The sequence below is a fragment of the Paracoccus sp. MA genome (assembly GCF_020990385.1).
Taxonomy (GTDB): Bacteria; Pseudomonadota; Alphaproteobacteria; order Rhodobacterales; family Rhodobacteraceae; genus Paracoccus.
This window is the reverse complement of sequence record NZ_CP087598.1, coordinates 1,212,422-1,233,373: the sequence shown is the minus strand read 5'-3', so window position 1 is coordinate 1,233,373 and position 20,952 is coordinate 1,212,422. Positions and strand designations below refer to the sequence as shown.

General features: G+C 67.7%; 21 protein-coding genes, 1 tRNA gene and 1 pseudogene. 9 read left to right on the top strand and 14 right to left on the bottom strand.

What is annotated here, in order from left to right; all coding sequences use genetic code 11:
- Window positions 1-129 precede the first annotated feature (129 nt).
- The 4 genes and pseudogenes from LOS78_RS13200 to LOS78_RS13185 all read left to right on the top strand — a co-directional run bounded on the left by LOS78_RS13200 (window position 130) and on the right by LOS78_RS13185 (window position 2,470).
- Window positions 130-525: a transposase gene (locus LOS78_RS13200; protein ID WP_028714526.1), complete on the top strand. Its 396-nt coding sequence runs from the start codon at window positions 130-132 to the stop codon at window positions 523-525.
- Window positions 522-590: pseudogene (locus LOS78_RS13195) on the top strand (IS66 family insertion sequence element accessory protein TnpB); the annotation flags it as partial. The gene LOS78_RS13200 and the pseudogene LOS78_RS13195, both read left to right, overlap by 4 nt.
- A 68-nt stretch (window positions 591-658) precedes the next feature.
- Entirely contained in the window at window positions 659-1,591 is a 933-nt protein-coding gene (locus LOS78_RS13190) for an IS5 family transposase (RefSeq protein WP_230375481.1), read from the top strand.
- Window positions 1,592-1,666: 75 nt separating this feature from the next.
- Window positions 1,667-2,470: a Hint domain-containing protein gene (locus LOS78_RS13185; RefSeq protein ID WP_230377023.1), complete on the top strand. Its 804-nt coding sequence runs from the start codon at window positions 1,667-1,669 to the stop codon at window positions 2,468-2,470.
- A gap of 503 nt (window positions 2,471-2,973) precedes the next feature.
- On the opposite strand, the gene LOS78_RS13180 is transcribed toward LOS78_RS13185, so the two are convergent.
- Entirely contained in the window at window positions 2,974-3,723 is a 750-nt protein-coding gene (locus tag LOS78_RS13180) for a hypothetical protein (protein ID WP_230377022.1), read from the bottom strand.
- A 204-nt stretch (window positions 3,724-3,927) separates the two neighbouring features.
- Window positions 3,928-4,004 (bottom strand) — tRNA-His (locus LOS78_RS13175).
- A gap of 113 nt (window positions 4,005-4,117) precedes the next feature.
- Here LOS78_RS13175 and LOS78_RS13170 point away from each other — a divergent pair.
- The gene (locus tag LOS78_RS13170; protein WP_028712075.1) at window positions 4,118-4,345 is read left to right on the top strand and encodes a DUF6324 family protein; all 228 of its coding nucleotides are present in this window, start codon (window positions 4,118-4,120) and stop codon (window positions 4,343-4,345) included.
- Here the strand turns inward: LOS78_RS13170 and LOS78_RS13165 are convergent.
- The 8 genes from LOS78_RS13165 to LOS78_RS13130 form a co-directional block, all read right to left on the bottom strand.
- Window positions 4,326-4,814, bottom strand: coding sequence for an MmcB family DNA repair protein (locus LOS78_RS13165; protein ID WP_230377021.1), 489 nt, complete (start codon window positions 4,812-4,814; stop codon window positions 4,326-4,328). The two genes, LOS78_RS13170 and LOS78_RS13165, sit on opposite strands and share 20 nt — an antisense overlap.
- A 379-nt stretch (window positions 4,815-5,193) precedes the next feature.
- Window positions 5,194-6,129 (bottom strand): YdiY family protein, encoded by a 936-nt coding sequence (locus tag LOS78_RS13160; RefSeq protein WP_028712077.1) that lies wholly within the window; start codon window positions 6,127-6,129, stop codon window positions 5,194-5,196.
- A 415-nt stretch (window positions 6,130-6,544) separates the two neighbouring features.
- Entirely contained in the window at window positions 6,545-6,850 is a 306-nt protein-coding gene (locus LOS78_RS13155) for a hypothetical protein (RefSeq protein WP_230377020.1), read from the bottom strand.
- Window positions 6,851-6,959: 109 nt separating this feature from the next.
- The gene (nusB, locus tag LOS78_RS13150) at window positions 6,960-7,460 is read right to left on the bottom strand and encodes a transcription antitermination factor NusB (protein ID WP_028712079.1); all 501 of its coding nucleotides are present in this window, start codon (window positions 7,458-7,460) and stop codon (window positions 6,960-6,962) included.
- Complete coding sequence (locus LOS78_RS13145; protein WP_230377018.1) at window positions 7,457-8,008, bottom strand: 6,7-dimethyl-8-ribityllumazine synthase; 552 nt, start codon at window positions 8,006-8,008, stop codon at window positions 7,457-7,459. The genes nusB and LOS78_RS13145 overlap by 4 nt, the downstream gene beginning before the upstream one ends.
- A 4-nt stretch (window positions 8,009-8,012) precedes the next feature.
- Window positions 8,013-9,131, bottom strand: coding sequence for a 3,4-dihydroxy-2-butanone-4-phosphate synthase (gene ribB / locus LOS78_RS13140; protein ID WP_230377017.1), 1,119 nt, complete (start codon window positions 9,129-9,131; stop codon window positions 8,013-8,015).
- Window positions 9,121-9,699, bottom strand: a complete 579-nt coding sequence (locus tag LOS78_RS13135) for a hypothetical protein (RefSeq protein WP_230377016.1) — start codon at window positions 9,697-9,699, stop codon at window positions 9,121-9,123. Before LOS78_RS13135 ends, ribB begins: the two co-directional genes overlap by 11 nt.
- Window positions 9,699-10,292, bottom strand: a complete 594-nt coding sequence (locus LOS78_RS13130; protein WP_028712083.1) for a riboflavin synthase — start codon at window positions 10,290-10,292, stop codon at window positions 9,699-9,701. The genes LOS78_RS13135 and LOS78_RS13130 overlap by 1 nt, the downstream gene beginning before the upstream one ends.
- A 229-nt stretch (window positions 10,293-10,521) precedes the next feature.
- Here LOS78_RS13130 and LOS78_RS13125 point away from each other — a divergent pair, with 229 nt between their 5' ends.
- From LOS78_RS13125 to LOS78_RS13115, 3 genes are all read left to right on the top strand, one after another.
- Window positions 10,522-11,922 (top strand): capsule biosynthesis protein, encoded by a 1,401-nt coding sequence (locus tag LOS78_RS13125; protein WP_371255989.1) that lies wholly within the window; start codon window positions 10,522-10,524, stop codon window positions 11,920-11,922.
- 99 nt (window positions 11,923-12,021) lie between these two features.
- Window positions 12,022-13,200: a polysaccharide biosynthesis/export family protein gene (locus LOS78_RS13120; RefSeq protein WP_198019315.1), complete on the top strand. Its 1,179-nt coding sequence runs from the start codon at window positions 12,022-12,024 to the stop codon at window positions 13,198-13,200.
- 4 nt (window positions 13,201-13,204) lie between these two features.
- Entirely contained in the window at window positions 13,205-15,196 is a 1,992-nt protein-coding gene (locus LOS78_RS13115; RefSeq protein ID WP_028712086.1) for a capsular polysaccharide biosynthesis protein, read from the top strand.
- A 179-nt stretch (window positions 15,197-15,375) separates the two neighbouring features.
- Here LOS78_RS13115 and ribD read toward each other — a convergent pair whose 3' ends face one another.
- Window positions 15,376-16,368, bottom strand: coding sequence for a bifunctional diaminohydroxyphosphoribosylaminopyrimidine deaminase/5-amino-6-(5-phosphoribosylamino)uracil reductase RibD (gene ribD / locus LOS78_RS13110; RefSeq protein ID WP_230378518.1), 993 nt, complete (start codon window positions 16,366-16,368; stop codon window positions 15,376-15,378).
- A gap of 14 nt (window positions 16,369-16,382) precedes the next feature.
- A complete protein-coding gene (gene nrdR, locus LOS78_RS13105) occupies window positions 16,383-16,847 on the bottom strand; it encodes a transcriptional regulator NrdR (protein ID WP_028712088.1) in 465 nt (154 codons plus the stop codon).
- A gap of 246 nt (window positions 16,848-17,093) precedes the next feature.
- Here nrdR and LOS78_RS13100 point away from each other — a divergent pair, with 246 nt between their 5' ends.
- Entirely contained in the window at window positions 17,094-18,218 is a 1,125-nt protein-coding gene (locus tag LOS78_RS13100; RefSeq protein WP_230377014.1) for a TRAP transporter substrate-binding protein, read from the top strand.
- A gap of 121 nt (window positions 18,219-18,339) precedes the next feature.
- Here the strand turns inward: LOS78_RS13100 and LOS78_RS13095 are convergent, their stop codons facing one another.
- Complete coding sequence (locus LOS78_RS13095; protein ID WP_230377012.1) at window positions 18,340-20,247, bottom strand: TRAP transporter large permease subunit; 1,908 nt, start codon at window positions 20,245-20,247, stop codon at window positions 18,340-18,342.
- Window positions 20,244-20,867, bottom strand: a complete 624-nt coding sequence (locus LOS78_RS13090) for a TRAP transporter small permease subunit (RefSeq protein ID WP_230377010.1) — start codon at window positions 20,865-20,867, stop codon at window positions 20,244-20,246. Before LOS78_RS13090 ends, LOS78_RS13095 begins: the two co-directional genes overlap by 4 nt.
- Between the last annotated feature and the right edge of the window lie 85 nt (window positions 20,868-20,952).

The window sequence follows — 20,952 nt, the reverse complement described above, 5'->3', positions numbered from 1 at the left end:
GCGAGGGACGTGGTGCTGCCGCAGCAGGCCCGTCCTGCGCGGCCCAGCGACCGTCGGAAATTTCAGTTTGACGGAATCAGTGTAACCGTCCGGCCTGACCGCCCTGCCGCGTGCTGAGGGTGCGGGATAGTGTCCACCATCGATAGTGGACACTATGGTGATGGCGTGGCGCGTCGGACGAAGCGGCTCTGGACGGATGAGGAGAAGCGGTCGATCTGTTTCCAGACGGCTGCGCCGGGCGTTTCGGTAGCGCAGGTGGCGCGACGCTACGCGGTCAATGCGAACCTGATCTTCAAGTGGTTGCGCGATCCCCGCTTTGCGCCCGACCCGGCGTCGGTTCCGGCCTCGTCGGAGGAGGCGCGGTTTTTGCCGGTAGAGATAGTCGCGGAAGAGCAAGCACCTGCGGCAGCGCCTGTCGCCGAGAACCGCATCGAGATCGAGCTGGCCGGCGGTCACCGGATGCGGATCAGCGGGAGCTATGATCCCGAGGCGCTGGCGCGGCTGATCCGGGGTCTCACGGCGTGATCCCGGTTCCGGCCACTACGAGGGTCTGGCTGGCGGCCGGGGTGACGGACATGCGCAAGGGCTTTGCAGCGGCTCTGTTGCACAAATCCCGTCAGGGATTCAGATCGTGAATCCAGGGTGGTAGCTGTGATGTATGAGCAGACCCACACCGCCAACCTACAGGACCAGAAACTGGCCAGCCTACAATGAAGCGCTCAAGCGCCGGGGCTCGCTGACGATCTGGTTCGACCCCGAGATGAGCTGGGATGCCGTGCCGACGGGGAGGCGTGGCCGCCAGCAGACCTACAGCGATACTGCCATTCAGAGCTGCCTGACGATGAAGGTGCTATTCGGCATGGCGCTCCGGCAGACGACCGGGTTCGTCGAGAGCCTGCTGCGTCTGGTTGGCCTCGACGGGACGGTGCCTGACTTCAGCACACTGTCCCGCCGCCAGAAGACCTTGGCTGTGAACATCCCGTATCGCGGCTCCAAAGGGCCGCTGCACCTGCTGATCGACAGCACAGGAATCAAGGTCGAGGGCGAAGGCGAGTGGCACGCTCGCAAGCATGGTGGCCCCAAACGGCGGGTCTGGCGCAAGATCCACCTTGGGATCGACGAGGAAACGCTAGAGATCCGGGCTGTCGAGATCACCGGGAGCAACGTCGGCGATGCGCCGATCCTACCTGACCTTCTCGACCAGATCCCGGAGGACCAGGAAATCGGTAGCGTCACGGCAGATGGCGCCTACGACACGCGCAAGTGCCACGATGCGATTGCAGATCGCGGAGCCCATGCCGTCATCCCACCGCGCAGGAACGCGAAGACCTGGAAGACCATCACCGCTGGAGCCGTCGCGCGCAACGAGGCCCTCCGGGCGTCCAGGTATCTCGGCCGCACCCTGTGGCGACGATGGAGTGGATACCACCGCCGGAGCCGCATCGAGACGAAGATGCATTGTGTCAAACTGCTGGGCCAGCGGCTCATGGCAAGGGACTTCGACCGTCAGGTCGCCGAGTTCCAGATCCGCATCGCCGTCCTGAACGGCTACACCGCGCTCGGCATCCCGGTCACGGAAGCTGTAGGATAAGTCTGTCCGGGGAGGGGGTAACCGCGCCCATCACCTGAGTTATGCAACAGAGCCGATGAAGACGGCAATCCTTCCGTGGTGCAGCAGAACGGCGTCCTCATTCAGATGAGCAACGGTGATATGTTCTTTCGCCCATCGGCGAGCACCGTGAACGATTGGGACAGCATCACGCGATTCTCAAAGGTCGAGGTCTTGTCGGCCACGCCGATCGACAACACCGTAGCCACCATCGGCTTCAACGCCGACATATTTGAAACGGACATCGTCTGTTTCGGTCGCGGCACCTTGATCGAATGCGCCGATGGCTCGCGGCCGATCGAAAGTCTCAAGGTGGGAGATCTGGTTCAGACGCTGGATAACGGCCATCAGCCCCTCCGCTGGATCGGGTCGGTGAAACTCGGCGCCTCGGCGCTGAAGGCGACGCCGAAGCTGTTGCCCATCCGCATCAAGGCCGGTGCCTTGGGGACGGAAACCCCGTCCTCGGACCTTCTGGTGTCGCCCCAGCACCGGGTTCTTGTCCGGTCGAAAGTGGCCCTGAAGATGTTCGGTGCCACCGAGGTGCTGGTCGCGGCCAAGCAGCTTTTGCAGATCGAGGGCGTCGATGTCGCCGAGGACCTGCACGAGGTCGAATATTTCCATCTGCTTTTCGACCGGCACGAGGTGGTGACATCGAACGGCGCGCCGACCGAATCGCTCTATACCGGGGCGCAGGCGCTTCAGTCGGTGGGCCAGGCGGCGCGGGAGGAGATCTTCACCCTGTTCCCCGAGCTTCGCGAAAAGGAGTTCGTGCCGCAGCCCGCACGACCGTTGCCTTCGGGCCGCAAGGCCCGGAAGCTGACGGTCCGTCACATCGAGCACCATCGCCCGCTGGCCTGCTGATCGGCGCGCAGAGCTGCCGCGGGGCCACGGAGAAATCCGTGGCCCTTTGCTGTCCCGCAGCAGGGCGCTGCAGATCGCTCGATTCAATTGCCGATGCTAACCAAGACGGCAGGTTGCCGCATGGCAAGCTCTCGGCAATATGCCCATCGTGGTCAGACGGCGGTGTGGTTAACCCCTCTGATCGGGCGGGCCCTCGGGTCCGCCCGTTGCAGTTTCAGCGCCCGGCGCGCTTGATTGCCGCTCCGATCTGTCGGCCGCCCTTGCCAAGGGTTTTCTTGACTTCCGGATTGTCTCTTGGAAGCCGCTCTCACATCGCTTTCTTACTTGTTCCGCCAGTCCCTCGGCGCCACGGACAGCCGCGCCGCCCGTTCCAGAACCTTGCCGGCAGTTCGGCCGAAGCCATGGGCCGCACCCTTTACCGTTGACCGCCTCCGGTCCTTGCATCGCAAGGCGGGCGCTATGGCAGGCAATGGCAGTGCCGGCCAAGCCCGCAGCGGTCCGGCCTATCCCATGTTGCGGGTCATCACCGGACCGGCCCCGGCACCCGGCCGCAGGAACAGCAGGGCGCCGTCCGTTGCGCTGCCCCTGGCGGGTTCGAAATGCCGCTCCCATTCGCTGCCCGGATCGTCGAGGGCCAGGACCGCGCCGCGCCGGGCCACCTCTTCCAGGAAGCGCCGCCCCGCGCCGCGGTCCAGGACCTGCCGCACCGCCGGATGGCGCAGCGCGGCGGCAAGGCGCCGGTTGCAGCGCGGCATGCCGTCGGCCAGATGGGTGTCGTGGCGCAGGTCCAGCAGGGCGATGCGCCACAGCAGCGGCAGCAGCGCGACGTCCAGGTTGGCCAGCGGCGGGTTCGGGTCGCCGTCCGGCAGCGCATGTTCGATCCGCGCCAGCCGGTTGCGCAGGTCATGCACCGCAATGTCCAGATCGCGCAGGTTCCGCGCCGCGATCACCGCCGCAAGGGCGCCTTGCGCGCGCAAGGCACCGCCCATGATCTCGCGGTGGCTGGCGCGCAGCTCGGGATTGGCGGGATGCAGGCGCCGGTCGGGATGAAGATCCTCGATCAGCTCGATCATGGCGAGCCCGTCCTCGATCGCCATCACCACGCCGTTCGCCTGCTCGACCACCAGCCGAGCCCGCGCTCCGACGAGCCAGTTGATCCTTTGCCCCCGCAGGACCAGCGCCAGCGCCGCACGTTGCGCGACCGGGCAGCCCTCGGGACCGATGATCCTGAAACCGGGACATTTCTGCCGCATCGGGAAATCCTCCGAATAGCTCAAGGCCACGGTAGCATGGCCGGCCTAAAAACACGACAAGATAAGACGTGTTTTTTCGGCGGCGGACAGAGAAAATCCTTCTCCCGCACCCGGTCGTGCCGAGCGGGCCCGGTCAGGGGGGCGGCGGCGCGGATATCGCAGCCGGATGGCAACGGGAAATGCCTGACAGATGGGTGATTGCGGTGGTACCGCCTCCCCGGCTCGAACGGGGGACCTCTAGATCCACAATCTAGCGCTCTAACCAACTGAGCTAAGGCGGCACAGGCGGGTATCTAGCCCCAGCCCGCCGCCTGCGCAAGCCCGTCTTGCCGGTTTTTCGCATGCGGGTTAAGGAAAATCCCCAGATCCAAGGGCCAGGCGCCAGGAGAGTCCCATGAGCATCAACAGCCAAAGCGATATCGCCGCCAATCTGCAGATCGGTCCCACCGACCGCGGCATGGTCAGGATATATGTCGAGGGCGAGAATATCGACCTGCCGCTGGATTTCGACCCCGAGGAAGCCGAGGAAATCGCCGAGGAACTGCTGGCCGCTGCCGAGGCCGCCCGCAGCATCGGCGGACCCGCCAAGCCGGGCAAGGGCGTCAGGAAGCCGCGCCGCTGATCCCCATCGGATCGGTCAGCGCCAGAAGCCGCGCCGTCGAGACCCGGGCGATGTCGCGCAGAAGCCGCGCGCGCCTTGCGCCGGCCAGCCGCGATTCGGGGCCCATGCGGATCAGCTCGGCCCCCCAGGGATCGGCGCGGATCAGGCCCGAGCCCTCGGGCAGCAGATCCTCGGGGAAATCGGCGTCCACCGCCCAGAAGAAGCGGTCGCAGAACTCCAGATAGCCCTGCCATTTGCGGTCCGAGACGAAATCGGCCCGGCAGCTCTTGCATTCGACCACCCAGATCTCGCCCCGGGGCGAGACGGAGATCACATCGACCCGCAACCCGCCCGCCGGCACGAATTCCGGCAGCGCCGCATGGCCAAGCCCGGTGAGCAGCCGCGCCACGCCGCGCGCCAACCGCTGGCCCGGCAGGGCGGGCAGCAGATCGTCGGGCAGGTCGGGGGGCAGATCGGCGACACGCTTCATGTCCCGAACATGAACGAAACGGAAACATCTTGCAAGCCCATCCCGCCCTTGCGGCAGGCGGGCCGCCGCCCTATCTAGGGGGCTGGCGGGTTTCTGCTCTTCTCGTGCGCGGCCATTTTTCTCACTGGCCTATAACTTCACCGAGGGGGCTGGCTCTGTCGGGGCCCTGGTCCCGTTATCCGGTTCCCACCTGGACATCCAGGCTTTCGGGGAAACCTGCGCCGCCACGGTCGCTGCGGTTCCCGCCGCCTTCTTTCCCCCGCCTGATCCCCTGCCCGTGAGGAAGCGCACCCTTCCCCGCACCGTGCCCGCTGCTGCCGGCGACAAAAAAGGGCGGCCCGAAGGCCGCCCGTGAGAGAGAGGAGGGTTGGCTTCCGGATCAGAAGCCGTAGACCAGCGACACGCCCAGCGTGTTGTCGGTGCGGATCGCGCGATCCGAGACATATTCGGTCTTGTAGGACACGCGGGTCGCGAAGGCTTCGGACATCTTGAAGTTCAGGCCCAGTTCGTTGGTGGCCGTGTCGTTGCTGTCCGAGGTCAGGTAGTCCGTATCGTTGGTGATGAAGAAATTGTCGTTGATACGGTGGTAGAACCGCGAGGACAGCAGGTAGCCGGTCTCGGTGTTCGTGTCGTATTCATAGGTGCCGGTAAGCGGGTCGGTCGGATCCACCGACAGGACGTCCACAGCCTTGGTGTAGCGCACGCCGATGGCGGCCTGCACGCGCCAGGCGGTGGTGTCGTTGTTGATGATGCGATAACCCGGACCGACGCCGAAATAGGCGTCCCGCTTCAGCCGGCCGTCCAGATCGCTGAAGTCCTGATCGGTGGCCAGGCTGACCGGATCGTTGGCCAGCGCATCGGTCGCCAGGCGGCCGAGGGCGAAGGCATAGAAGCGGTCGTTGAAGCTGTACATGCCTTCATAGATGACATAGGTCTTCTCGGTATCCGTGTCGCCGGCGTTGTTCTCGCCGTATTCAAGCAGGATACCCACCGACTGCGAGAACGGGCCCTGGTTGTGCGACAGGCGGCCGGCCAGGCTGAAGTCCTGGTTTTCACTGTTGCCGGTGCGGCCGACATAGCTCAGCGCCACCGAACCGTAGAGGCCGTCCCGACGCTCGGGATTGCCGAAGCGATAGGCGTCCGACGAGCGGTCGAAATCGTCACGGACCGCCTCTTCGACGTCCCTCATCTGTTCATTGACATCCGAAATGCCGGTCGCGTTGGCGCCCGTGGCGATCTCCGGCTGCGCGAAAGCGGGGGCCGAGAAGGCGGCGGCAAGCGCCGTGGCACCGGCGAGGTAAGCAAGCGTCTTCATCTTGGTCAGTCCTTTTCCGAACCGTTTCGTGTCCGTGGCGCCGGCTTTCCCGAAGCCACGAGCATCTCTGCTGGGTCAGAGGTAGAACCCCGCCGCAGGACGATAAAGAGCCCCGCAAAAGAGGGGCCGGACTCTCAAAAACGTGAAGTTTCTTCGGAACCGGCGGCTCGGCGGAAAATGGACCACGGCAAAAAGTGATGGAACCATCTCTCCTTCAGGTTGCGTGAAAATTTCTCCTGCCCGGTCATTTGGTAATAGGACACCACAAGGCTCACGAAAAATGACGGGCGCGAAACACAAGGATGACGAAAACCGCCTGCCTGAAAAAAGGGCAGTTCTGAAGCGCCTCCGGCAAGGTAAAATTGTTGCGAAAGACCCACAGTGGCGCGGCAAAAATGCGCGCGGTGCCGGACCGTCAGCGCCGGGGCGCCGCGACCGGGGCCAAGGCGGGCGCCCGCGGGCGGCGAATCTTCTGCCTCAGCCCCCCGCGCGGGCCGTCCCGGCGCGCCATCAGCATGACGCGGATGCCGAACTGCACGCCGGAAAACAGGATGGTGTGGAAGAAGACCAGCATCAGCACCGCGATCCAGCCGCCGCGCGTCGCGGTCACCAGATGCCGCAGCGTGGCCACGTCCAGCGCCAGCAGCAGCGCGGTGAAGACCAGCGCCAGCGCGAGGCCGACGGCGATGCTGACCAGATAGAGCCGGACCAGTTGCGGCATGTCCTTCCCCGGGCTGCGGACGAGTCCCCGCATTCTAGCGCGAATGCCCCGGCTGCCGAAGGGAAAACGCCGGCCGCGTCAGAATGCCCCGCCCCCCGCGCGCGGCGCTTCAGAAAGCCTCGGGCCGGGCCTCGCGGGCCATGTGGTCCAGCACGGCATTGACGAATTTCGACTCGCGCCCTTCGGCGAAGAAGGACTGGGCCAGGCGGACATATTCGGTGATCACCACCTTGGGCGGGGTCCCGGGCGTCACCAGCTCGGCCCCGGCGGCGCGGAAGACCGAGCGCAGCACCGGGTCGATGCGGTTGATCGGCCATTTCGCCACCAGCGCCCGGTCGGTCATCTGGTCGATGCGCGACTGCCAGGTGACGGCATCGTCGACGATTCGGGTGAACAGCGCCTGATCCGCCTCGGCCGAGACCATGTCCTCGTCCTCGTCCTCGCGGCCGATGCGCCAGTTCAGGAATTCGCGCTGCACCCGGTCGGCGGAGAGGCCGGCAGCCTCCATCTGGAACAGCGCCTGCACCGCGTAAAGCCGCGCGGCGGCGGCGCGGGCCTGCCGTGCCTGCCGGTCGCCCTCGCGGCGCGTCTTGTCGCCCGCCCCGCTCATGCGCTGCCCGGCCCGTCGATTTCGCCGGCCAGCTTGATCACGTCGCGCGGAGGCGCGGCATCGCCGCGCGGCGACTGCGCCGCCCAGCCCCGCTTGAGCGCGATGAGGTGCAGCGCCGCAGCCGCCGCGCCGCCGCCCTTGTTCTGGCCCAGCGGATCGGCGCGGACCTCGGCCTGCTCGACGTTCTCGACCGTCAGGATGCCGTTGCCGATGCAATGTCCCTGCAGGCCCAGCAGCGTCAGCCCGCGCGAGCTGTCGTTGCAGACCGTGTCGTAATGCGTCGTCTCGCCCCGGATCACGCAACCCAGCGCCACATAGCCGTCATAGAGATTGCGGCCGGCGGCCAGGGCGATGGCGCTGGGGATTTCCAGCGCGCCGGGCACCTCGACCAGATCGACCGCGGCGCCGGCGGCTTCCGCCACGGCGCGCGCGCCGGCGATCAGCCCGTCGGCGATCTGGCGGTAATAGGGCGCCACCACGATCAGCAGGCGCGCGCCGCCCTCGATCCGGGGCAGCGGCAATTGGTAATGTTCGATGCTGGCGGCCATGGGGTCACTCTTTGGGAATCGAACGGGTGGAATGGATCGAAAGCCCGTAGGCGTCAAGCCCGACCACCTTGACCGGCGCCGAATTGGTCAGCAGCACCAGTTCCGACAGACCCAGCGCCGAAAGGATCTGCGCCCCCAGCCCGTATTGCCGCAGCACATGCGACGAGACCTCGCCCTGGCGCGGCAGGCGCGGTTCGAGGTCGCGGAACAGCACCACCACGCCCCGGCCCTCTTCGGCGATGATGCGCATGGCCGCGTCCAGGGTGCCGGCATTCTCGCGCCCGATGCCCAGCACGTCGTGCAGCGGATCCAGCACGTGCATGCGCACCGTCACCGGGCCGGGCGCGGTCAGGTCGCCCTTGGTCAGCACGATATGCTCGGCGCCCGTGGTCTCGTCGGCGAAGATGCGCATCATCCAGTCGCCGCCATGCAGGGAATGCACCGCGCGCTGGCCGCGTTCGGCGATCAGGTTGTCATGGCGGCGGCGATAGGCGATCAGGTCGCTGATGGTGCCGATCTTCAGGCCATGCTTCTGCGCGAAGGCGATCAGGTCCGGCAGCCGGGCCATGGTGCCGTCCTCGTTCATGATCTCGCAGATCACCCCCGAGGGGTTCAGCCCCGCCAGCCGCGCCACGTCCACCGCCGCCTCGGTATGGCCGGCGCGGACCAGCACGCCGCCGTCGCGGGCGCGCAGCGGAAAGACATGGCCCGGCGTCGCGATATCGGCCGGCCCCTTGGTCGGGTCGATGGCCACCGCCACGGTATGGGCGCGGTCATGGGCCGAGATGCCGGTGGTCACGCCCTCGCGCGCCTCGATCGACATGGTGAAGGCGGTCTCGTGCCGGCTGGAGTTCTTGGGACTCATCAGTTGCAGCCCCAGCGCGTCGATGCGCGCCGCCGGCATGGCCAGGCAGATCAGGCCGCGGCCATGCGTGGCCATGAAGTTGATCGCATCGGGCGTGGCCATCTGCGCGGGGATGACCAGGTCGCCCTCGTTCTCGCGGTCCTCGTGATCGACCAGGATGAACATGCGGCCGTTGCGGGCCTCGTTGATGATCTCCTCGATGGGAGAGATCGCGTCGGACCAGTCGCGCTCGACCGGTCCCGGCTTTTCATATTGCATCCGCCGCTCCTGCAAAGAACCTCTGGCCGGTGACGAAACCCGCCAGACCGCCCGCCGTCATCATTTCCCGCTCATGGTCGGTCTCGCCGATCATCAGCACCGCGTCGCCGGGCAGGCCCTGCGCCCGCAGCCAGCTTTTCATCCTGTCCCGGACCGCCGACCAGCTGTCGCCGAAGGGCGGCAGGTGCCCGGCCGAGACCGCCCCGATCTGCACCGCGAGCGCATCCGGCGCAAGCCCCGGCGCGCAGCCCAGATGCGGCGCGGCCGCGCTTTGCGCGATGCGCCGGCGCTCGGCGGCGCCGACCGGCTGGCCGTCGCGGAACACCCCCAGCGCGTTCGTCGAATAAAGAAAGGCGACCAGGTCCCGCCCGGTCGCCGCCCGCACCCCGGCATAGGTCTTGTAGTCCAGCCCCAGCTGCCTGGCCCGGCGCACCTGCATCCGCACCACCTCGACCGGCAGCCGGGCACCCAGCAGCTCGCGACGCGCCACCGCCCAGGCATGGGCGCGAAAGCCGCGCCCCGGTGCGGGGTCGAGGCCGGGGCCGCGATTATGGCCGATGCCCGCCATCAGCCCGCCTCGGCCAGCCGCGCGACATAGCGCGCCAGCGTGTCGATCTCCAGGTTCACCTCGTCGCCGACCCGCACCTCGCCCCAGGTGGTCGCCGCCTGGGTGTGCGGGATGACGTTCACGCCGAAGCGGCTGCCCGCGACCTCGTTCACCGTCAGCGAGGTGCCGTTCAGCGCCACCGAGCCCTTGGGCGCGATGAAGCGCGCCAGCGCCTCGGGCGCGCGGAAGGTGATGCGGGTGCTGTCGCCCTCGTCGCGCATCTCCTCGATCACCGCCACGCCGTCGACATGGCCCGAGACGATATGACCGCCCAGCTCGTCGCCGACGCGCAGCGCGCGCTCAAGGTTCAGCCGCCGGCCCGGCGCCCAGCCGTTCGCGCCGATATTGGTCTTCGAGATGGTCTCGGCCGAGATATCCACGTCGAACCAGTCGGCGCCCTTCTCGACCACGGTCAGGCAGATGCCGTCGCAGGCGATCGAGGCGCCCAGGTCCACCCCCGCCATCTCGTAATGGCACGAGATCCGCGCCCGCATGTCGCCGCGCATCTCGACGCGGGAAACCTCGCCGATATCGGTGATGATGCCGGTAAACATGGACGCCCCCTTCCTTCGTGCTGCCCGAGAACTAGAGCCTTGGGGCGCGATCTTCAAGCAAAGCCGCAACAGGTGTTAACGCCGGTTAAGCGAGAATCGGGAAAGGCCGTGACAGAGGCGGGTTTTTGGTGCAATCAGAGGAGGCATGACCCCGGTGGCCGGGCCCCGCCTGTAGCGAAAAGCCCAATTCCTGCATGAACCAGATTCCAGGGCTCCGATGCCGAATGCCATGACGACAGGATCACGCCAGCTGCGTGCCACCCCGCCGAAACCCGCGCCGCAGGCCGCCAGACCGCCCGCGCCCGCCGGCCGGCCGCTTGCCGCCGTGGCCGCGACGGCGGCCCTGCCGGCCGAGAAAAGGGTGTTCCTGATGCTGCAGGGCCCGCACGGCCCGTTCTTCGACCGGGTCGGGCGGCTGCTGCGCGACACCGGGGCGCAGGTCTGGCGGGTGGGATTCAACGCCGGGGACGAATTCTTCTGGTCCGACAAGGCGCGTTTCATCCGCCATGCCGGCGGGCCCGCCGACTGGCCGGCGCATCTGGACCGCATCATCGCCGAGAAGGGCGTGACCGACATCGTGCTTTACGGCGACGTGCGCCCCGTCCATGCCGCGGCGCGCGAGGCGGCGCAGCGCCACGACCTGGTGCTGCATGTCTTCGAAGAGGGCTATCTGCGCCCGTTCTGGATCACCTATGAGCGCGGCGGCTCGAACGGCCATTCGGCGCTGATGCGCATCCCCCTGCGCGAGATGCGCAACGCGCTGCGCAACCGCGTCGGCGAGATGAATCGCCCGCCGGCACGCTGGGGCGACATGCGCCAGCACAAGTTCTATGGCGCGCTCTACCACTTCATGGTGCTGGTGGCGAACCGGCGCTATCCGGGCTATCGCACCCATCGCCAGATCGGCGTGTTCCAGGAATTCCGGCTGAACCTGCGCCGCTTCCTGCTGACGCCCTTCGACGCGCTGGCGCGGATGCGCGAGGCCGGCGCGGTGCGCCGCGGCGGCTTTCCCTATGTGCTGGTGCTGATGCAGCTGGAACACGATTCGAACTTCGTCGCCCATTCGCCCTATTCCCGCATGGCCGAGTTCACCGACGAGGTGCTGACCGAATTCGCCCGCTCGGCGCCCTGCCACCATCGCATCGTCTTCAAGGCCCACCCGCTCGAGGACGGGCGCGGCGGGATCCGCCAGGCCATCCTGGAAAAGGCCCGGGCGCTGGGGATCGAACAGCGGGTGCATTTCGTGCGCGGCGGCAAGCTGGCGCGGCTGATGAACCAGGCGCGCGCGGCGGTGACGGTGAACTCGACCGCCGCCCAGCAGGCGCTGTGGCGCGGCCTGCCGGTCAAGGCCATGGGCAGCGCGGTCTTCGACAAGCCGGGTCTGGTCTCGGACCAGAGCCTGGCGGAATTCCTGCACGATCCGCGCCCGCCGCATGCGCTGGCCTATCGGCGCTATCGCGACTTCCTGCTGGAAAGCAGCCAGGTGCCGGGCGGTTTCTACGCCTCGCATTCGCGCGCGCATGCGCTGCGGATCGTCGTGGACATGATGCTGGCGCCCGAGGACCCCTATCAGGCGCTTTTCGCCGGACGCGGCAAATATCGGCAACAGATGGGCACGCGAGACGATTGAGCGGGGCAAAAATATGGAAAACCCGGAGACGCTGCGGTAACGTGCCGGAAAAATACGACCTGCGATCCGGGAATCGCGCGAGAGGACAGGAGTAACAGTTTGACGCACGTTAGTTTTTCGCCCCTTGGCACCGGTGCGGCGCCTTTTCGCGCGCGCTCGCTCGCCGCACGCCTGACCCAGGCGGCGCTTGTCGGGGCGATGCTTCTGGTCTCGGCCTGCGGCCTGCCGCGTTCCGGTCCCACCAAGAACGAGATCATGTCGGGCGCGGTGGAAAAGGGCGGCAGTTCGCATATCGTCCATGTCGACGACCGGGTGAACCGGGCGGCGAATTACACGCCCGCCTACGGTTTCTCGGCCGATTTCCGCTCGGCCTCCGCCGTGGGCGCCGACGAAATCCGTCCCGGCGACGTGCTGGGCCTGTCGATCTGGGAAAACGTCGATGACGGGCTGCTGGCTTCGATGGGCTCCAGCTCGACCCAGCTCACCCAGCTGCAGGTGGACAGCCAGGGCTATATCTTCGTGCCCTATGCCGGCCGGGTTCTGGCGGCGGGCAACAGCCCCGAGGAGCTGCGCCGCATCATCACCCAGAAGCTGGAAACCCAGACCCCCGACCCGCAGGTCATGGTCACCCGCGTCGCGGGCGACGGCGCGACCGTCTCGGTCATGGGCAAGGTGACCGCCCAGGGGGTCTATCCGATCGAACGCCCGACCCGCACGCTTTCGGCCATGCTGTCCAAGGCCGGCGGCGTCTCGATCGAGCCCGAGATCGCCGTGGTGACCGTCAAGCGCGGCAATGCCAGCGGCAAGGTCTGGCTGCGCGACCTCTACTCCAACGCGCGCAACGACATCGCGCTGCGCCCCGGCGACGTCATCCTGGTCGAGGAGGACGAGCGCAGCTTTACCGCGCTTGGCGCGCTTGGGGGCCAGACCAAGGTGCCACTGGGCAACGAGCAGATCAACGCCATCGAGGCGGTGGCGATGGTCGGCGGCCTCAGCACCTCGCTGGCCGATCCGAAGGGCGTCTTCGTGCTGCGCGACGAGCCGCAGGGCGTGGCGCGCGCCGTGCTGGGCCGCAACGACGTCCACGGCACCCAGCGCGTCGCCTATGTGCTGGACCTGACCAAGCCCGACGGCATGTTCCTGGCGCGCGATTTCGTCATCCGCGACGGCGATACCGTCTATGTGACCGAGGCGCCCTTCGTGCAGTGGCGCAAGACGCTGCAGTCGATCCTGGGCACCGCCGCCGAGGTCGGTACCGCCAACAGCGCCTTCGAGTAAGCACATGCTGCCGAAGGACAGGGCCGCCGGGGATTCCCGGCGGCTTTTCATATGCAATGCCGGGTTCCTGACCCGCCCGCGCCTGCGCCGCATCCTGCAACTGGCCGGCTGGTCGCCGCGCATCGGCCTGCCGGGTCGCGACGATCATGTCGGCATCTGGGGCGACAGCTCGACCGCCTGGCGCGGCAAGGCGCTTGCCGCCCGGCGCGGCGCGCGGCTTGTGCGGGTCGAGGACGCCTTCCTGCGCTCGGTCCTGCCGGGGCGGGCGCGCGGGCCGGTGGCGCGGCGCGGCCCCATCGGCCTGCTGATCGACCCGGTCGGGCTGCATTTCGACCCCGAGGCGCCCTCGCTGATCGAAAGCCTGGTGCATGCGCCGCAAAGCCGGGCGCATCTGGACGCCGCCCGGCAGGGTATCGCCCGGCTGATCGCCGCGGATCTGTCGAAATACAATGCCCATCTGCCGGGGTTGGAACCGCCCGCCCCCGGCTATGTGCTGGTCATCGACCAGACCCGGGGCGACGCCTCGCTGCTGGGCGCCACCCGGGCCGACTTCCTGGACATGCTGGCCGCGGCCCGCGACGAGAATCCCGGCCTGCCGCTGGTGATCCGCAGCCACCCCGAGACGGCGCGTGGCCTGCGTCCGGGCCATTTCACCGCAGAGGACCTGCGCCCGGGCGAGCTCTTCTGCGACAGCGCCCTCTCGCCCTGGGCGCTGCTCGCGGGTGCGGCGCGGGTCTATGCGCTGTCCTCGCAGCTGGGCTACGAGGCGATGCTGGCCGGGCACCGGCCCCGCGTCTTCGGGCGGCCCTTCTATGCCGGCTGGGGGCTCAGCGACGACCAGCATCCCATGCCCCGCCGCCGCCCGGCCAGCATCGAACAGCTCTTCGCGGCCAGCCACCTGCTGGCGCCGGTCTGGTATGATCCCTGCCGCGACCGGCTCACCGATTTCGAGGGCGCGCTGCGCCAGATCGAGGCCGAGGCCCGCGCCTGGTGCCAGGACCATGCCGGGCACCTGGCCTATGGCATCCGGCTGTGGAAACGCCCGTTCATGGCGCGGTTCTTCGGCAGCGGCCGGGGCCTGCGCTTCACCGCGAAACCCGGGCCCAAGGTGACCCTGGCCTGGGCCGGCCGCGCGGAGGAGACCCCCGGCGCGCTGCGGGTCGAGGACGGCTTCCTGCGCTCGCGCGGGCTCGGCGCCGCGCTGGTGCCGCCGCTGTCGCTGGTCGCCGACGACCTGGGGATCTATTACGACCCCGGCCGCGAAAGCCGCTTCGAGCGGCTGATGACCGGGCCCCTGCCCCCCGGCGGGCGTGATCGGGCGCTGCATCTGGCCCGCCGGCTGGTCGAATCCGGCATCACCAAATACAACCTTGGCGGCCGGATGCCCGAGCTGCCGGCAGGGCATCGCATCCTGGTGCCGGGCCAGGTCGAGGACGACGCCTCGATCCGCCTCGGCGCCGGCGAAGTGCGCACCAACCTGGCCCTGCTGCAGCGCGTCCGGGTCGAGAACCCGGATGCGGTGCTGATCTACAAGCCGCATCCCGATGTCGAGGCCGGCCTGCGCCCCGGCCTGATCCCCGAGGCCGAGATGCGCCGGCTGGCAGATGTCGTGGCCCGCAACGCTGCCGCCGATGCGCTGATGGGCCAGGTCGACGAGGTCTGGACCATGACCTCGACCCTGGGGTTCGAGGCGCTGCTGCGCGGCTTGCCCGTAACCACGCTGGGCGCGCCCTTCTATGCCGGCTGGGGGCTGACCCGCGACCTGGGTCCGATTCCGGCGCGGCGGCAGGTGCGGGCCGATCTGGCGGTGCTGATCCATTGCGCCCTGATCGCCTATCCGCGCTATTTCGACCCGGTCAGCGGCCTGCCCTGCCCGCCCGAGATCGCCGTGGAACGGCTGGGCGATCCCGGCTTGGCCGCGGGCGGCCCGGGGCTGCGCTGGCTGGCCAAGGCACAGGGCGCGCTCAGCAGCTACGCCTGGCTCTGGCGGCGCTAGACCACGCCCTGGCAGGCTGCTGAAAAAGTCGTGCGACAGGGACAACGCGGGCGAGGAACCGGGAAATCCGCCTTAAATCGGTCAAAAACGCCTCATTTTTCAGGCCGATCTTCGCTGGATCTAGAACGATTTCCGCCGCGCCGCCCTCTTAAAATCCTTTTTCAGCAGCCTGCTCGTGATCAACCGTCCCCCGCTTCATCGCGCAGCCAGCGATGCATGAGGTCGGGGCCGATCCGCCGCGTCTCGACCAGCCGAAAGCGCGGCGCCTCGGCCAGATGCGCCAGTTCCAGCGCGCCGATCCCGGCCCGGCCGTCGCCGCCGAGCACGATGCCGGCGCTGTAGCCGATCAGCTGATCGACCATGCCCGCCCGCAAGAGGCTTGCCGCCAGCACCCCGCCCCCTTCGCACAGCACCCGGGTCAACCCGCGCGCGCCAAGGTCGGCCATGAAGCTCTCGGGGTCGCCCGCGACCTGCCACAGCGGGCCATGCTCCGGCCCCTCGGCGGGCAGATCGGGCAAGCCACGCGCCGAGACCACGATGCGCACCGGCTGCCGCACCGGGCCGAAGCCGCGCACGTTCAGCCCCGGCCGGTCGGCGCGCGCAGTCTCGCCGCCGACCATCACCGCGTCATGGCCAAGGCGCAGCGCATGGACGTGGCGGCGGGCCTGCGCCCCGGTGATCCACTGGCTTTCACCCGAGGCGGTGGCGATGCGGCCGTCGAAGCTGGCCGCCAGCTTCAGCGTCAGCATCGGCCGGCCGCGCTGCACGCGGCTCAGGAAGCCGCGCTGCACCTCGCGCGCCACGGCCTCGCAGACACCCTCGGCCACCTCGATCCCGGCGGCGCGCAGGATGGCATGGCCGCGACCGGCCACGCGCGGGTCGGGATCGGTCAGGGCGGTGACGACGCGGGCGACCCCCGAACCCACCAGCGCCTCGGCGCAGGGCGGGGTCTTGCCGTGATGGGCACAGGGCTCCAGCGTGACATAGGCGGTGGCGCCGCGCGCCGCCGCGCCCGCCTGGGCCAGCGCCATCGCCTCGGCATGGGGCCTTCCGCCCGGCTGGGTCCAGCCGCGCCCGACCACCGCGCCGCCGCGGACCAGCACGCAGCCCACCGCCGGATTGGGCCAGACATTGCCAAGGCCGCGCCGCGCCAGCGCCAGCGCGTGGCGCATGTGGCGCCGGTCGCTCACTCCTCGACCGCGTGGGGGCGCAGCTCCGAGACGAACTTGTCGAAATCGTCCGCCGCCTGGAAATTCTTGTAGACGCTGGCGAAACGCACATAGGCCACGGTGTCGATCCGGGCCAGCGTCTCCATCACGATCTCGCCGATGACCTTCGAGGGGATGTCGGTGTCGCCCATGCTTTCCAGCCGGCGCACGATGCCCGAGATCATCTGGTCGATGCGCTCGGGCTCGATCGGGCGCTTCTGCATGGCGATGCGGATCGAACGCTCCAGCTTGGTGCGGTCGAAATCCTCGCGCCGGCCGCTGGACTTGACCACGACCAGATCGCGCAGCTGCACCCGCTCATAGGTGGTGAAGCGGCCGCCGCAGGCCGGGCAGAAGCGGCGGCGGCGAATGGCCACGTTATCCTCGGCCGGACGCGAATCCTTGACCTGCGTATCGACATTTCCACAGAAAGGACAGCGCATCCCTTGTTCCCCCAAAGTCCCGGACCCCCGCCAGTATAGGCAAGCCCAAATCGCTTGGGTAGTCCGATGATGCGGCCACAAGATCGGCGATCCCCGGCGCGGCCCGGGCTGACGCTGCGGCAACCGGCGGCGGGCCCCGGATCGGGCAAAAAATCCGGCCGGGGCGTCTCGACAGGGTATCGGCCGCGTGCAACATTCCCCTGCATATCGGCCGCCAGGAGAAGGCCGATCAACGCGGAGGAACCCATGAAAGAATCCAACCAGCTTGGCCGGCGTGCCTTCCTGACCCGCGCCACGGTCGGCGGCGCCACGGCGGTCGCCGGGGCCGCTCTGGCCGCGCCCGCCATCGCGCAGGAAATGCCGGAGGTGAAATGGCGCCTGACCTCGGCCTTCCCGAAATCGCTGGACACCATCTATGGCGGCGCCGAGGTGCTGTCGAAATACCTGTCCGAGGCCACCGGCGGCAAGTTCCAGATCCAGGTCTTTGCGGGCGGCGAGATCGTCCCCGGCCTGCAGGCCCAGGACGCCGTCACCGACGGCACGGTCGAGGCCTGCCACACGGTCGGCTATTACAGCTGGGGCAAGGACCCGACCTTCGCGCTGGGTTCGGCGGTGCCCTTCGCGCTGTCGGCGCGGGCCATGAACGCCTGGCAATACCATGGCGGCGGCATCGACCTTTATAACGAGTTCCTCGCCAACCATAACATCTTCGGCCTGCCGGGCGGCAATACCGGGGTGCAGATGGGCGGCTGGTTCCGCAAGGAAATCAACGCGGTGTCCGACCTGCGGGGCCTCAAGATCCGGGTCGGCGGCTTTGCCGGCCGGGTGCTGGAACGGCTGGGCGCCGTGCCGCAGCAGATCGCGGGCGGCGACATCTATCCGGCGCTGGAAAAGGGCACCATCGACGCCTCGGAATGGGTCGGGCCCTATGACGACCTGAAACTGGGCTTCTTCAAGGTCGCGCCCTATTACTACTATCCCGGCTGGTGGGAAGGCGGCCCGACGGTGCATTTCTTCTTCGCCAAGGAGAAATACGAATCGCTGCCCGAGAACTACAAGTCGCTGCTGCACACCGCCTGCCAGGCGGTCGATGCCGACATGCTGCAGAAATACGACCACCTGAACCCGATCGCCCTGAAGGAGCTGGTGGCCTCGGGCGCCCAGCTGCGTCCGTTCAGCGCCGAGATCCTGGATGCCTGCTACAAGGCCGCGAACGAGGTCTATGCCGAGCTGGAAGCCTCGAACGAACCCTTCAAGAAGATCTGGGAGTCGATCAAGGTGGCGCGGGGCGACTGGTATCTCTATAACCAGACTTCCGAATATACCTATGACACCTTCATGATGATCCAGCAGCGCAACGGCACGCTCTGAGCCGAACCGCTGCCGGAACGACCGGGGCCGCCGCGAGAAGATCGCGGCGGCCCTTTCCATTGTGCGCAGGCCAAATTGCGCGCAGGCCAAGGAAAAGGCGGCCCTGGGGCCGCCCTTCCCGTCAGTCGTTCGCCGGCTGCTGCGGCGCGGTCAGGCCCGGCGGCGGGCCCGACAGGCCGCCCAGCCCGCCATCGGGAGCGGCGGGCGCGGCGGGCGCCGGGGCCGGCGCTCCGTCCTGCGGCTCGGCCGGGGGCGCGGGGGCGCCGAAATCCGGCGGACCGTCCAGCCCGCCCGGGGCCGGAATACCGCCGGGTTCCGCGGTCCCGGGTTCCGCGGTTCCAGGGGTCGCAGTTCCGGGCGCGGCCGGCTGGCCGAAGGGATCGCCCAGCCCGCCAAGGCCGCCCAAGCCCCCCAGCCCGCCGCCCGAGGGGATCTCGAAGCGGACATTCGAGGTATCGATGGGCGCGCCCTTGTAATGCATGACCAGCCCCGGGAAGGCCATGACGATGCCCACCATCACCAGCTGGATGCAGACATAGGGCACCGCGCCCCAATAGATCTGCCCGGTGGTCACCGGCTGCATCATCTGGCCGGTGACCTTGTCGCGATAGGGCGATTTCGGCGCCACCGAGCGCAGGAAGAACAGCGAGAAGCCGAAGGGCGGGTGCATGAAGCTGGTCTGCATGTTCACGCCCAAGAGCACGCCGAACCAGATCAGGTCGATGCCCATCGCCTGCGCCGCCGGGGCCAGCAGCGGCACGATGATGAAGGCCAGTTCGAAGAAGTCGAGGAAGAAGGCCAGCAGGAAGACCAGGACCGAGACCGCGATCAGGAAGCCGTATTCTCCGCCGGGCAGCGAGGTCAGCAGGTGTTCGACCCAGATATGCCCGTTCACCCCGTAGAAGGTCAGCGAGAACACCCGCGCCCCGATCAGGATGAACATCACGAAGGCCGACAGCCGCGTGGTCGCCAGCAGCGCCTGGCGGATCACATCATAGCTGAGCCGGTTCTTGACCCCTGCCAGCAGCAGCGCGCCGACCGCGCCCATGGCCCCGCCCTCGGTCGGCGTGGCGATGCCCAGGAAGATCGTGCCCAGCACCAGGAAGATCAGCGCCAGCGGCGGGATGAGCACGATGATGACCTGCTGCGCCAGCCGCGACATCAGGTTGATCTTCAGCGCCCGGTCCAGCAGCGCCAGCACATAGATCACGATCACCGCCAGCGCCGGCGCCAGGATGTCGGCATCCCGCCCATGCGTCGGATAGAGCCAGCGGAAGGCCAGCCAGGCCCCGCCCACCGTCAGGGCCAGCGCGATCAGCAGCGATGTCACGCCCGAGCCCAGCGTCCGCGCCTCTTTCGGCAGGGCCGGCAGGCTGTTCGGCCGGATGATCGACATCACGAAGATATAGAGCATGTAGATGCCGGTCAGCACCAGGCCGGGGATCAGCGCGCCCTTGTACATGTCGCCCACCGAGCGGCCGAGCTGGTCGGCCAGCACGATCAGCACCAGCGAGGGCGGGATGATCTGCGCCAGCGTCCCCGAGGCGGCGATGGTGCCCGAGGCGATGCGCCGGTCATAGCCGTAGCGCAGCATGATCGGCAGCGAGATCAGCCCCATGGCGATGACCGAGGCCGCGACCACGCCGGTCGTCGCCGCCAAGAGCGCGCCGACGATGATCACCGCATAGGCCAACCCGCCGCGGATCGGGCCGAAAAGCTGGCCGATGGTGTCCAGCAGGTCCTCGGCCATGCCGGATTTCTCCAGCACGATGCCCATGAAGGTGAAGAAGGGAATGGCCAGCAATGTCTCGTTCGACATCACCCCCCATAACCGTTCCGGCATGGCATTCAGCAAGGGCCAGCTGAGGTTGATGTTGCCGCCCGACAGCGGCGCAAGCTCGACGCCGATGACGAAGAACAACAGCCCGTTCGCGGCCAGCGCGAAGGCGACCGGATAGCCGAAGAGCAGGAAGATCACCAGCGAGGCGAACATGATCGGCGCCATGTTCTGCGCGATGAAGACCATCATTTGCGGGACTCCCCGTCCTGCCGGTCTTCCTCCAGCGCAGCCTTCATCTCGCGGGCCATGGTCTCGCTTTCCAGCGCCGCGGCCTCATGCGCCGAGACGAAGGGGTTCGGATCCTCGATGATGCCGCGCATGACGGCGATCTTCTTGATGATCTCGGAAATACCCTGGAAGAACAGCATGACGAAGCCGGCCAGCAGCAGCATCTTGGCCGGCCACAGCACCAGCCCGCCGGCATTGGTCGAGACCTCGCCCCGGTAATAGGAGCGCATCGCCCAGGAGTAGAGATACCAGATCATCAGCGTGACGAAGGGCATCAGGAAGAAGACATGCCCGATCAGGTCGATCCAGTGCTGGCGGCGCCGGCTCCAGAGGCCAAAGATGATGTCGATGCGAATATGCTCGTTTTCCTTGAGCGTATAGGCGGCGGCCCCGAGGAAGGCGGCGCCGAAGAGATACCATTGCAGTTCCAGCCAGGCGTTGGACGAGGTGTTCAGCACCTTGCGGATGACCGCGTTCCCGGCGCTGACCAGAACGGCGACGAGGATCAGCCAGCTCACGCTTCGGCCGATGACCGAATTGACGCGGTCGATGCCGCGAGAAAGCCCCAGCAGGGCGCCCATGTGAAAACCTCCCTCAATGTTCTTGTGGCCCGCGAGCAGGGGTTTCCCCCTTGATGTAGCCGCTTCGTATGAATGAACCCCTAAA